Below are 12,752 nucleotides of genomic sequence, written 5' to 3' on the forward strand. Positions count from 1 at the left end.
ATGAAGGGGTGGCGGGCGCGCCGGGGGGTCGGATCGTCCGGGATGGAGCACCGGGTGGTGTGGCGGGCCGACACTGGCGCCATACTGCTCCGGACAGTGGACAGGACCGAGGGGGAGGTCACGGTGGCGATCACATCACGCGCGCCCGCGCCCGGGGGCGGTGTCTCCGTGCCGCCCGCCGGTCCGTCGGGCCCGCCTCCGGGCGGGCCGCCGGGGCGGGGTACCGCCTGGGCCGAGGGCGTGGAGCGGCTGCGCGGCGCGGCGACGACCGAGCCGGGACGGCTGCGGATCATCGGCGCCGCACTGGCCGCCCTGGTGCTGCTGTTCGGCGCGGTCAGCGTGTGGGAGATCTCCGGCCGGTCCACCGCCGCCGACGACGTCGTGGGCCGCAGCCAGCCGCTGAGCGCGGACGCGGCGAGCATCTACCGCTCCCTCGCGGACGCCGACACGGCCTCCTCCAGCGGCTTCCTGCTGGGTGCCCAGGAGCCGCGCGAGGTCCGCCGGCGCTACGAGAAGGACATCGCCAACGCCTCCAGGCTGCTGGTGAACGCCGCCGCCAACACCGGCGGCAACGAGGACTCCCGCGCCCAGATCGCCCTGCTGAGCGAGCAACTGCCGCGCTACACCGGACTGATAGAGCAGGCCCGTGCCACCAATCGGCAGGGCATGCCGCTGGGCGGCGCCTACCTCCGGTACGCCAACGAGCAGATGACCACGCAGCTGCTGCCCGCGGCGCAGCGGCTGTACGAGTCGGAGACGGGCCGGCTGTACACGGACTACGACGATGCCCGCGCGTGGCCGCTGGTCTCGCTCGCACTGGGCCTGGTCGCGCTCGCCGCCCTGGTGTGGGCGCAGCGGCGCAACTACCGTCGGACCAACCGGGTCTTCAACCACGGTCTGCTGGCCGCGACGGCCGCGTCGGTGGTGGTCCTGCTGTGGCTGGCCGTGGGGCACACGGTGGCACGGTCGGACCTGAGCTCGGCCCGGACGGAAGGGCAGGAGTCGCTGAAGGTGCTGAACGACGCGCGCATCGCCTCGCTCCAGGCGCGGGCCGCCGAGAACCTGACGCTGGTCGCGCGGGGCGCCGTACTGGCCGAGGACAAGAAGTCCGACAAGTACGACGTGGAGTTCACCTCCAACATGAAGCAGCTGGACACCGGGCTGGCGACGGCGCGGCGGCTCGCCGACGACGAAGCCGGCCGGGAGCCGGTCAGTCGCGCGGTGGACGGTGCGCAGCAGTGGCGACAGCGGCACGCGGCGGCCCGGGAAGCGGACTTGAAGGGTGACTTCGAGGCCGCGCTGACCCAGGTCGTGGGGGACGCGCAGCACAAGGACACCAGCGGGGCCGCGTTCGACACGGTGGACGCCTCGCTGGAGCAGGCGGTGGCCCACGAACAGCAGGAGTTCACCCGGGCGGCCCGGGACGGGCTCGGAGCGCTGGGCGGTCTGGTGACGGGCTCGGCGGCCCTGGCGGTCGTCGGCGCGGCGGCGGCACTGCTCGGTATCGGGCGCAGGCTTTCGGAGTACAGGTGAGCGCGATGCGGATACGAGCGAGGCGGGTCTCCGAGGGCTTCGAGGGCCGCCGCACGCCTGCCGCGGGCACGGGCGGCACGGGCGGTCCCGCGGGCCCCGGCGGCGCCGCGGATCCCGGCGGTGCGGCAGGCCTCGGCGGCGCGGGCGGGCACGGTGGTTTCGACGGCTCCGGCGGGCACGGGGGATTCGGCGGGCACGGGGGGTTCGACGGCTCCGACGGCGTTCCCGGCGAGCCGCACCGTGCCCCGGGGGCGACCGTGCGGCGCGGCGTCGGCAGGCTGCGGGGGTGGGGCGGGGTCACCGCCATGGCCGCCGCGTGCGCGATGACGGCCGCGGCCGTGCTCCTGCCGCTGACCCAGGCGGCACCGGATTCGGGCCGCCCGAGGGTGTACCGCGCGCCCGCGTCGATGGCGGTGGCCCCGGCGGCCCCCTCCGACACCTGCCAGGACCCGGAGGCGAGCCTGCGCCCGTCCGCCGTGGACGGGCCGACCATCGCCCGGATCAAGGCCGCCGGCAAGCTCGTCGCGGGCGTGGACCAGAACAGCTTCCGCTGGGGCTACCGCAACCAGAGCACCATCGGCGGGACCGGCCCGGAGGACCCGTCCGACCAGGGCCGCCTGGACGGCTTCGACATCGACCTGGTCAAGGCCATCGCCAAGGACATACTGGGCGACGAGAAGGCGGTCATCTACCGGGCCATCCCCACCAGCCAGCGCATCCCCGCCCTCCAGGAGGGCCGCGTCGACATCGTCGTGCGGACCATGACGATCAACTGCAAGCGGCTGGAGGACGTGGCCTTCTCCACGGCCTACTTCGAGGCCGGCCAACAGGTGCTGGCCCCCAAGGGCTCGCCGATCACCGGCTACGACACCTCGCTGAAGGACAGGAAGATCTGCGTGGCCGCCGGTTCCACGGCGGAGGCCTCCCTCAAGGCCCAGTCGTACGGCGCGGCGCCGGTCACCGTGCCCAACCAGCTGGACTGCCTGGTCCGGCTGCAGCTGGGCGAGGTCGACGGGATCATCACCGACAACGCCCTCGCGGCCGGCCAGGCCGCGCAGGACCCCGCCGTGCGACTGGTCGGTTCCCCGTTCACCCGGGAGTTCTACGGTGTCGCGATGAACAAGGACGCCTCCGACCTGGTCCGCCGCGTCAACAACGTGCTGGAGGGCTACCGGGCGGGCGGCGCCGGCAGCCCGTGGATGGTCTCCTACCGCAAGCACCTCGAAGGGGTGCTGCCCGGTGTGACCGCGCCACCGGCGCCCAAGTACCGGGACGGCTGAGGCCCGTGACGGCGGATTCCGACACGGAGGGACGAGAGGGGCGATCGGTGGAGGCGCTGTCGGTGGAAGGCGGATCGGCGGTGATGGACAGGGACGGCGTCGACCGCGCCCTGGCCAGACTCGGCGCGGAGCACGAGGCCGTGGAGACCTCGCTGCTCGCCCTCCAGGACCACGCCGGACGCCGGCTGCTGGAGGGCGCCGGGCTGACCGGGCTCACCGAGGAGCGCTGGGCGGCCGCCGAGGCCGACATCACCCGGCTGTGGACGTACTTCGACGCCTACAGCGGGGCCCTGACCGCGGCCCGGCAGATCCGGGAGCGGCGCCGCTGGCCGAACCGCGAGGACCTCGTCGAGCTGACCGAGCGGCTGCGCGGGCCGGGCGTGCTGATCGCCGGCGCCGCGACGGAGGGCGCCGCGCTCGCGGAGCGGCTCTCTCTCGCCGAGCTGGTGGCCCGGATGAACGAGCTGTACGCGCGCTCGCTCGACGTGGTGGTGGCGGCCGACGCGGTGTGGTCGGCGCTGCCGGCGCGCATCGACCTGCTCGCCGCCGAACTGCACCGCACGCGCTCGCTGGCCCACTCGGTGGGGGTCCGCCCCGGCGAGCACCCGTCGGGCGACGACCTGGAGGACATCACCGCCGAGCTGACGGAGCTGCGGGCCCGGGTGATCGCCGACCCGCTGGCGTTCTGGCAACCGGCGGCGGGCAGTTCGGCCCCCGGCGGCGGCCGCCCGGACACCGGGCGCTACGACCGGGCCGCGCTCGCGCTGGAGGACGTACGCCGTGAGGTCGAGGCGGTGCTGGACGTGCGGCAGGACGCCGAGCAGCGGCTGATCAGCCTGCGGGACGTGCTCTCGCGGGCGGACCGGACCCTGTCGGAGGCGCGGGCCGCGCGCGGCGAGGTGCTGGCGAAGATCGCCGCGTCGGAGGTGCCCGCGGTCAGCGGCCCGCCCACGGTGCTCCAGGAACAGCTCGCGGCGGCGGCCGAGCACCGGCGCCACGCGCGCTGGCACCGGCTCTCGCCGCTGCTGGAATCCCTGGAGGAGCGGGCCGAGGAGGAACTGCGCAGGGCCCGTGAATCGTTGACCGCCGTGACGGCCCCCCTGGCCGTGCGGGCGGAGCTGCGCGGGCGGCTGGACGCGTACAAGGCGAAGGTGGCACGGCACGGCATGGCGGAGGACCCTCTGCTGATGGAACGGTACGACACGGCCCGGCGGATGCTGTGGAGCGCGCCCTGCGATCTGCGCGTGGCCGAGCAGGCCGTCCTGCGCTACCAGCAGGCGACGGCGGAGGCCTTGCAGGCCGCGGAGACTCCCGGAAAGGACGGCGCATGAGCCTGGTGGGAACGGCGTGCCTGCGCCCCGGGTGCCCGGGGACGTACGAGGACATGGGCGAGGGCGACCTGTACTGCGACACCTGCGGACTGGCACCGATGGGCGCGGCCCTGGCGGGCGCGGAGGAGCTGGTGTCGCCTCCGACGGCGATGACGAGCGCGGCGCGGGGCGCGGCGGGTTCGCAGGGTTCGCAGGGTTCGCAGGGGTCCGGCTCCTCGCGTTCCTCGTCCTCGGCCTCCACCTCGGCGCGCTCCTCCCGCTCGTCGCGTTCCTCGTCGTCCCGGCGCTCGGTGTCCGGGCGGCTGTCGCGCGCGCTGTCGGGGGCGGCGTCGACCCGTTCGGTGTCGGTGCGCAGTACGGGCCTGTCCGTCTCGGCGTCGGGGCGCAACCAGCTCGGCGCGGGGCTGGTCAAGGTGCCCGAGGTGCCGCGGCCGGATCCCTCGACGGCGGTCCTGGAGAACCCGGAGGTTCCGGAGCGCAAGCGGTTCTGCTCCCGCTCGGACTGCGGGGCGCCGGTGGGCCGTGCGCGTGGTGACCGGCCCGGCCGGACGGAAGGGTTCTGCACGAAGTGCGGGCACCCGTACTCCTTCGTGCCGAAGCTGCGCGCGGGCGACGTGGTCCGCGGCCAGTACGAGGTGGCGGGCTGCCTGGCCCACGGCGGGCTCGGGTGGGTGTACCTGGCGGTGGACCGGGCGGTCTCGGACCGGTGGGTGGTGCTCAAGGGCCTGCTGGACACCGGGGACCAGGACGCGATGGAGGCCGCGATATCGGAGCGGCGCTTCCTCGCGGAGATCGAGCACTCCAACATCGTGCGGATCTACAACTTCGTGGAGCACCTGGACCAGCGGACCGGTTCGCTGGACGGGTACATCGTCATGGAGTACGTCGGCGGCAAGTCGCTGAAGGAGATCGCGAACGAGCGGCGCCGGCCGGACGGGCGGCGCGATCCGCTGCCGGTGGAACAGGCGTGCGCGTACGGCATCGAGGCGCTGGAGGCGCTGGGGCACCTGCACAGCCGCAATCTCCTGTACTGCGACTTCAAGGTCGACAACGCGATCCAGCAGCAGCACCAGCTGAAGCTGATCGACATGGGCGCGGTGCGGAGGATGGACGACGACGAGTCGGCCATCTACGGCACGATCGGCTACCAGGCGCCGGAAGTGGCGGAGCTGGGGCCGTCGGTGGCCTCCGACCTGTACACGGTGGCGCGGACGCTGGCCGTGCTGACCTTCGACTTCCAGGGATACACGAACATCTTCGTGGACTCGCTGCCGGACCCCGAGCACATCGAGGTCTTCCAGCGGTACGAATCCTTCTACCGGCTGCTGGTCCGCGCGACCGACCCGGACCCGGGGCGGCGGTTCGCGTCCGCGCAGGAGATGGCGGAGCAGCTGACGGGTGTGCTGCGGGAGGTGGTCGCCCTCCAGACGGGTCGTCCGCGACCGCAGCTGTCGACGCTGTTCGGCCCCGAGACCCGGGTCCCGGACACCCGGCTCTTCGCGGACGCGGCGGACCGGCCCGTCTCCCGCCTGGGCCTGCGGGAGGTCGGCTCCCGGCCGTTCGCCTCCCGGCGGGGCGGCGGCCTCGCCGGCCTCCTGGGCCGCGGCTCGGCCTCCACGCTCCCCGCGGGGGCGCCCGCTCCGGCGGCGGCGGGCCTCGGCGGGGCGCACGCGCCCGGATACGGCACGCCGGCCGGCGGCGTCGCCATGCCGTACGGCACTCCCGCTCCGGGGGCACCGACTCCGGGCGGGGCGCAGGGTACGGGGGCGCACGTGCCCGGAGGTACCCCGGCAGGCGGCGTTGCGCTGCCCGCGGGGGCTGCGGCGGCGGGCCTCGGCGGGGCCCAGGCACCCGGCGGCGTCCCGCCGGCCTACGGCACCGCCGCGCCGGGCCGGGGCGGGGCCCTCGCGCCCGGGGGCGTTCCCGTGCCCCCCGGCGGGGCCGTGCACGGGATCGGGACCACTGCCACGCATGTGGCGGCGTCCGCGGTGCCGGGGCCACGGACGGCTCCGGCCTCCGTGCCCGCACCCGTGTCCCCGCCACCCACCGCGGCAGCGGCAACAGCGGGAGCGAGACCGCTCGACACCCGCGGAACCGCCCTCGCGCTGCCCGTGCCGCTCGTGGACGCGGGCGATCCCAACGCCGGGTTCCTGGCCGGCCTGTTGGCCTCCGCGCCCGGCGAGCTCCTCGTCGCCCTCAACGCGGCGCCGGCCGACTCCGCCGAACTGCGGCTGCGCCGACTGCGGGCCCACCTCGAACTGGGCGAACTGCCGGAGGCGTCCCGCACGCTGACGGACCTGGAGGAACTGCACCCGGACGACTGGCGCGTGGTCTGGGCCCGCGGCATCGCCTCCCTCGCCACCGGAGACGACGAGATCGCGGCCCTGTCCTTCGACGCGATCTACGACGCCTTCCCGGGCGAGCCCGCGCCGAAGCTGGCCCTCGGTCTGTGCGCGGAGGTGCTGGGCCAGTTGGACAACGCCGCCGAGTACTACCGCCTGGTGTGGAGCACCGATCCGGGCTTCGTCAGCGCGGCCTTCGGTCTGGCGCGGGTCCAGTTGGCGGCCGGCGACCGGGACGGAGCGGTGCTCACACTGGAATCCGTGCCGGAGGCGTCCATCCACTACACCGCCGCCCGGGTGGCGGCCGTACGCGCACGTCTGCGCGACCGGTCCCCGCAGGAGCCGTTGCTGGCCGATCTGACGGCCGCCGCCGAGCAGGTGGAGGCGTTGCGGAGGTTCGGTCTGGACCCCGAGCGCCACGAACGGCTCGCCACCGAAGTTCTGGGCTCGGCCCTGGACTGGGTACTGTCGGGTAGCCGGGGTTCCGACCCCGGTCGGACCTCGCTGCTCGGCAGTCAACTGGACGAGCGGGGCCTGCGCTTCGGGCTGGAGCGCTCGTACCGCGTGCTCGCGCGGCTGGCGCAGCGGGGCGAGGAGAGGATCGAACTGGTGGAACGGGCAAACCGTTTCCGTCCCCGGACGTGGGTGTGAGTGATGTCGATGCATCGGCCGTCGGGCTGCCCCAAATGCGCGGAACCGCTGGAGGAGGGTGACCGTTTCTGCGGAGTCTGCGGATACGCCGTCACCGCGCCTCCCCCTGCGGTGTCCGCGGACCGCCCGACGGTCGAGCTCCCACCGGCGCCACCGGCCACCCCGGCCGCGGCGGCCACCGCGGCGCAGGCGCCTCAGGCAGCGCAGGCACCTCAGGCTGCTCAGGCGGCACCCCCTGCCCCGGCCGCACCGCCCGCCGCCCCACCCGCCGTGCCGGCTCCGGCCGGCTACGCCGCTCCGGCCCCCGGCTGGGGCGCGGTGACCTCGGCGGCGCCGACGCTGGTCGACGCGCCGGCCGAGCCGGCCTGGGTCCCGAGCGGCCCGGCCGAGCAGCACGCGCACGGCGGCGGGCCGGAGGGGCCGCAGGCCAGGTACGACCTGCCCGGTGGCGGCACTCCGCCGGGCAGCACCACTCCCCCGGAGGGCACCTCCTGGGGCATGGCCGAAAGCCCGTACGGAGAAGCGCCCCGCGCCGAAGCCCCGTACGAGGCCCCGTACGAGGGCGGCGGCGCCGAGCACGAAGCCCCGTACGCCGAAACCTCGTACGCCGAGGCCCCCTACCCCGAAGCCCCGCAGGGCACCGGCACCGGCACCGGCAAGACCTGTGTCGCCTGCCGCGCCGGCCACGTGGACACCGACGGGTACTGCGAGCACTGCGGGCACGCGCAGCCGCGCGAGCGGGACCACCTGGAGGAGGAGCTCGGCAGCGTCGCCGCCGTCAGCGACCGGGGCCTGCGCCACCACCGCAACGAGGACTCGTTCGCCGTGGCCGCCACCGCCCTGCCCGACGGCTCCACCGCCACCGTGGCCATCGTCTGCGACGGCGTCTCCTCCGCCAGCCGCCCCGACGAGGCGTCGGCCGCCGCCGCGGGCGCCGCAAACGAGGCGCTGCTCGAAGCGCTCCCCCGCGGCGCCCACCCGCAGGAGGCCATGCACTCCGCGATCCTCGCCGCCGCGGCGGCGGTGAACGCGCTGGCACCCGAGGTCCCCGGCGCGCAGAACGCCCCGGCCTGCACCCTGGTCGGCGCCGTCGTCGGCAGCGGCCTGCTGACCATCGGCTGGGTCGGCGACAGCCGCGCCTACTGGGTGCCGGACGACCGGGCCGCCCTCCCGCGCCGCCTCACCGAGGACGACTCCTGGGCCGCCCAGATGGTCGCGGCGGGCCTGATGGGCGAGGCCGAGGCGTACGCCGACGTCCGCGCACACGCCATCACCGGCTGGCTCGGCGCGGACGCGTACGACCTCGAACCGCACACCGCCACCTTCAAGCCCGACCACCCCGGGGTGGTCGTGGTCTGCACCGACGGCCTGTGGAACTACGCGGAGTCCGCACGGGAGATGGCCCAGGTGCTGCCCGCGGACGCCGCCACCCGCCCGCTGCACAGTGCGCAGGTCCTGGTGGGCCACGCCCTGGACGGCGGCGGGCACGACAACGTGACCGTGGCCGTGGTCCCGTTCACCGCGCTCCCGCAGGCGCGGGCACAGGAACAGGCGCATGCGGAAGCGGAGTCCGGGACAGATAGGGAAACGGAAGCGCGCCCCCAGGCCTGACCCGCCCGAAAAGCCCGCCCGCCCCGCCCCGCCCCATCCCGCCCTGCCCGAGCCTTCAAGGAGTCCATTCGATGGCGAACTTCGCCAAGCCGAGCGCCCCGCGCTTCGGCGTGGAGGTGTACCAGAACGAGTTCCTCCCGGAGGGCGGGCGGGAGGTGCACGCCATCGTCACGGTGACCGCCACCGGTGGCGCCGCCGCCACCCGGGCGAGCGCCGCCCAGGGCACGGCCGCCGTCGTGATCATGGTCGATTGCTCGGGGTCGATGGAGTACCCGCCCGACAAGATGCGCGGCGCCCGGGAGGCCACGGCCGCCGCGATCGACACCCTGCGCGACGGCACCTCGTTCGCCGTGGTCGCCGGTACGCACGTGGCCAAGGAGGTCTACCCGGGCCAGGGGCGTCTCGCCGTCGCCGATCCGGCCACCCGGGCCCAGGCCAAGGAGGCCCTGCGCGGCCTGAGCGCCGGCGGCGGCACCGCCATCGGCACCTGGCTGCGCCTCGCCGACGGCCTGCTGCGCCAGTCCTCCGCCGCCATCCGGCACGGCGTCCTGCTCACCGACGGCCGCAACGAGCACGAGGAGCCGGCCGTGCTCCGCGCCACCCTCGACGCCTGCGCCGGCCGCTTCACCTGCGACGCGCGCGGGGTGGGCACCGACTGGGAGGTCAAGGAGGTCACCGGCATCGCGAGCGCGCTCCTGGGCTCCGCCGACATCGTGGCCGATCCGGCCCACCTCGCCGAGGACTTCACGCGCATGATGGAGAACGTCATGGGCAAGGAGGTCGCGGACGTCGCGCTGCGCCTGTGGACCCCGGTCGGCGTGGAGATCCAGTACGTGAAGCAGGTCGCGCCGACCGTCCAGGACCTGACCGCGCGCCGCACCGAGGCGGGCCCTCGGGCGGGCGACTACCCGACCGGCTCGTGGGGCGACGAGTCCCGCGAGTACCACGTGTGCGTCCGCGTCCCGATCGCCTCGGTGGGCCAGGAGATGCTGGCGGCCCGCGCCTCGCTCGTCCTCCCGGGGGCGGTGCCCGGCGAACCGGTGACCACGCTCGCCCAAGGGCTGGTCCGGGCGGTGTGGACGGACGATCTGGTCGCCTCCACGGCCATGAACCCGCAGGTCGCGCACTACACGGGGCAGGCAGAACTGGCGCAGGCTATCCAGCAGGGCCTCGAAGCGCGCAAACTGGGCGATGTCGAAGGCGCGACGGCCAAGCTCGGACGCGCCGTACAGCTGGCCGGTGCGTCCGGAAACGCCGACACTGCGAAGCTTCTGGCGAAGGTGGTGGATGTCGTGGATGCGGCGGCGGGTACTGTGCGGCTCAAAGCGAAGGTCGCCGACGCCGACGAGATGACCCTCGAAACGCGCTCGACACAGACCGTCCGAGTGAAGAAGTCCTGACAAGACCTGAGAGACCTGCGGCGAAGACCGCGGGAGAATGAAGGGGGAAGCGCCGTCATGCCGACCTGCCCGAACGGGCACCAGTCTGCCTCCGACGACTGGTGCGAGGTGTGCGGCCACCGCATGGCGGCCCAGGAGACGCCGCCCGCGGCCCCCTCCTACGGCTACGGCTTCCCCCCGACCGGTGGTGCCGCGACCATGCAGGCCGAGCTCTGCCCGGAGTGCCGTACCCCGCGCGAGGCCATGGCCCCGTTCTGCGAGGAGTGCCGGTACAACTTCCTGACGCGGACGGCCACCGCCGGACCCGGCCCCCGGACCGGCGCCACTCCTCCTCCCCCGCCGCCCGCTCCGGCACCGCCGGCGTACTCGCAGGACCACTTCGAGTACCAGGGCTCGCGGCCGTCCCGGGTGAACCGGCCGGCCGAGCCGCTGCAGCGCGAGGACGACTGGATGCTGCCGCCCCCCTCGCACGAGGCGCCGCAGGCGTACCAGCAGCCCGCGCAGCAGCAGTACCAGCAGACGCCCCCGGCTCCGCCGGCTCCGCAGCAGCACGAGTACCAGCAGCAGGTGCCGCCGCAGCCCTCGCAGCAGCAGTTCACACCCCAGTACCAGCAACAGCAGCAGTCCCCGCAGCAGCCGTTCCCGGCTCAGGGCGGTGCCTGGACCGCGACGATCGGCCCCGACCGCTCGTACTTCATGGCGATGATGCAGCGCAGCGGCCCCGAGGCGGCCGGGCTCAACCTGCCCGCGTACTCCCCGGAACAGCACCTCCCGCTCTCCGGCGGCCAGATCACCATCGGCCGCCGCCGCGCCTCCACGGGCGAGTCCCCCGACATCGACCTGTCGGTGCCCCCGGAGGACCCGGGCGTCTCGCACGCGCACGCCGTACTCGTCCAGCAGCCCGACCAGAGCTGGGCGGTGGTGGACCAGAACTCCACCAACGGCACGACCATCAACGGCGGCGAGGAGCCGATCCAGCCCTACGTACCGGTCCCGCTCGCCGACGGCGACCGCGTCCACGTGGGCGCCTGGACCACGATCACCATCCGCCGCGGCTGATCCGGGGGCCGGCCACCGGCCGGTTCACCCGTCTCCCAGGGGCCATACGTAGGGTCCCTGGGGGTCGTCCAGCCAGGACCATTGGCCGTCGGCGCTGACGGTGACGCCGAAGCGTTCTCGGCCCGGGCGGTCCTCGCGGCGCCACAGGTCCAGGGCCTCGCGGGGGTGCAGTACGCCGTCGGTCAGCACCAGCATGAACTGGAAGCGCTCGTTCTCGACCATCTCGTACGGGAGCCCGTGCCCCTCCACGATCTCGGTGGGCGGCGGCGCTGCCGTGGCCCCGCGCAGCGGGACGAAGTAGGCCGGGGTGTGCAGGAAGCGGCCCTCGGCGAAGCCCGGATCGCGGACGGTGAGGGCGATCAGCCCCGTCGACAGCGGGGCCAGGATCCGCGCCCCGGGACGGCACTGGCCGAGCCAGGCGACGGGGATCATCGGCAGCGTGCAGGTCACCATGATCCGGTCGAAGGGGGCCCGGGAGGGGCAGCCGCGCGCCCCGTCGCCGGTGACCACGGTCGGGTGGTAGCCGAGCCGGGCCAGGTGGGCGCGCGCGGACTCGGTGATCTCCTCGTCCAGGTCCACGGTGGTGACGTGCTCGTCGCCGAGGCGGTGGCACAGCAGGGCGGCGTTGTAGCCGGTGCCCGCGCCGATCTCCAGGACGTCGTCGCCGTCGGCCGGCTCCAAGGCCGCCAGCATCTTCGCCATCAGGGAGGGCTGGCTGCTGGAAGAGACCAGTCGGCCGTCGCGCAGCCGGGTGGCGAGGGGGGTGTCGGCGTAGACGCCGCGCAGCCAGCGGGCCCGCCGCTCGGGGTCGGTGTCCTCGCCCCACAGCCGCTCGTGGCCGGCGCCGCGACCGGTCCAGAAGTACGGCACGAACACGTCCCGGGGCACGGCGGTGAAGGCCGCCCGCCAGCGCGGGTCCTCCAGCACTCCGGCGGCGGTCAGCTCCCGCACCTGGGCGGCGTGGGCGGTCTCCCGCAGGTCCCGTACCGCGGTGGTGCGTGAGGTGTGTGCGCCCATGACTCCACTGTGCTGCGCGGGCGCCCCGGAGGCGACCGCGGGGCGGTGGGGTGGGTCCCGGGATGGGTCCTGGGGCCCCGGACCTACGTCCGGGCGTCTGAGACGATGGTCGGGTGAATGAGATTCCGCGGGGCACGCTTCAGGAGCAGACCTTCTACGAGCAGGTGGGTGGCGAGGAGACCTTCCGCCGCCTGGTCCGGCGCTTCTACGAGGGGGTCGCCGAGGACCCGCTGCTGCGCCCGATGTACCCCGAGGAGGACCTCGGCCCCGCCGAGGAGCGGTTCGCGCTGTTCCTGATGCAGTACTGGGGTGGCCCGACCACGTACAGCCAACACCGCGGACACCCTCGGCTGCGGATGCGGCACGCCCCCTTCCAGGTGGACTCGGCGGCGCACGACGCCTGGCTCCGGCACATGCGGGTCGCGCTGGACGAGCTGGGTCTGGCGCCGGAGCACGAGGCCCAGCTGTGGAAGTACCTGACGTACGCGGCCGCCTCGATGATCAACACCGCGGGCTGATCCGGACGCG

At 74.5% G+C, this 12,752-nt stretch carries 9 protein-coding genes; 8 read left to right on the top strand and 1 reads right to left on the bottom strand.

The features are described 5' to 3' along the window. Window positions 1–123: 123 nt before the first annotated feature. The 7 genes from ACFYZL_RS13200 (at window position 124) to ACFYZL_RS13230 (ending at window position 11,207) form a co-directional block, all read left to right on the top strand. Window positions 124–1,533: a hypothetical protein gene (locus tag ACFYZL_RS13200; protein ID WP_384745683.1), complete on the top strand. Its 1,410-nt coding sequence runs from the start codon at window positions 124–126 to the stop codon at window positions 1,531–1,533. Window positions 1,534–1,838: 305 nt separating this feature from the next. Then, a complete protein-coding gene (locus ACFYZL_RS13205) occupies window positions 1,839–2,813 on the top strand; it encodes a glutamate ABC transporter substrate-binding protein (protein ID WP_384745727.1) in 975 nt (324 codons plus the stop codon). A gap of 83 nt (window positions 2,814–2,896) precedes the next feature. Next, entirely contained in the window at window positions 2,897–4,144 is a 1,248-nt protein-coding gene (locus ACFYZL_RS13210) for a hypothetical protein (protein WP_384745728.1), read from the top strand. Beyond that, a complete protein-coding gene (locus ACFYZL_RS13215) occupies window positions 4,141–7,137 on the top strand; it encodes a tetratricopeptide repeat protein (protein WP_388678679.1) in 2,997 nt (998 codons plus the stop codon). The genes ACFYZL_RS13210 and ACFYZL_RS13215 overlap by 4 nt, the downstream gene beginning before the upstream one ends. A gap of 270 nt (window positions 7,138–7,407) precedes the next feature. Beyond that, window positions 7,408–8,748: a protein phosphatase 2C domain-containing protein gene (locus ACFYZL_RS13220; RefSeq protein WP_388678682.1), complete on the top strand. Its 1,341-nt coding sequence runs from the start codon at window positions 7,408–7,410 to the stop codon at window positions 8,746–8,748. A 71-nt stretch (window positions 8,749–8,819) separates the two neighbouring features. After that, window positions 8,820–10,148: a VWA domain-containing protein gene (locus ACFYZL_RS13225; protein WP_388678685.1), complete on the top strand. Its 1,329-nt coding sequence runs from the start codon at window positions 8,820–8,822 to the stop codon at window positions 10,146–10,148. 57 nt (window positions 10,149–10,205) lie between these two features. Next, the gene (locus tag ACFYZL_RS13230; RefSeq protein ID WP_388678688.1) at window positions 10,206–11,207 is read left to right on the top strand and encodes an FHA domain-containing protein; all 1,002 of its coding nucleotides are present in this window, start codon (window positions 10,206–10,208) and stop codon (window positions 11,205–11,207) included. Between the two features lie 24 nt (window positions 11,208–11,231). Here the strand turns inward: ACFYZL_RS13230 and ACFYZL_RS13235 are convergent, their stop codons facing one another. Beyond that, window positions 11,232–12,224, bottom strand: a complete 993-nt coding sequence (locus tag ACFYZL_RS13235) for a methyltransferase domain-containing protein (protein ID WP_384745692.1) — start codon at window positions 12,222–12,224, stop codon at window positions 11,232–11,234. Between the two features lie 113 nt (window positions 12,225–12,337). Here ACFYZL_RS13235 and ACFYZL_RS13240 point away from each other — a divergent pair, with 113 nt between their 5' ends. Beyond that, on the top strand, window positions 12,338–12,742 hold the full coding sequence (locus ACFYZL_RS13240; protein WP_384590862.1) for a globin: 405 nt from the start codon (window positions 12,338–12,340) through the stop codon (window positions 12,740–12,742). The last annotated feature ends 10 nt before the right edge of the window (window positions 12,743–12,752 follow it).

Source organism: Streptomyces sp. NPDC001717 (assembly GCF_042892775.1).
GTDB lineage: Bacteria > Actinomycetota > Actinomycetes > Streptomycetales > Streptomycetaceae > Streptomyces.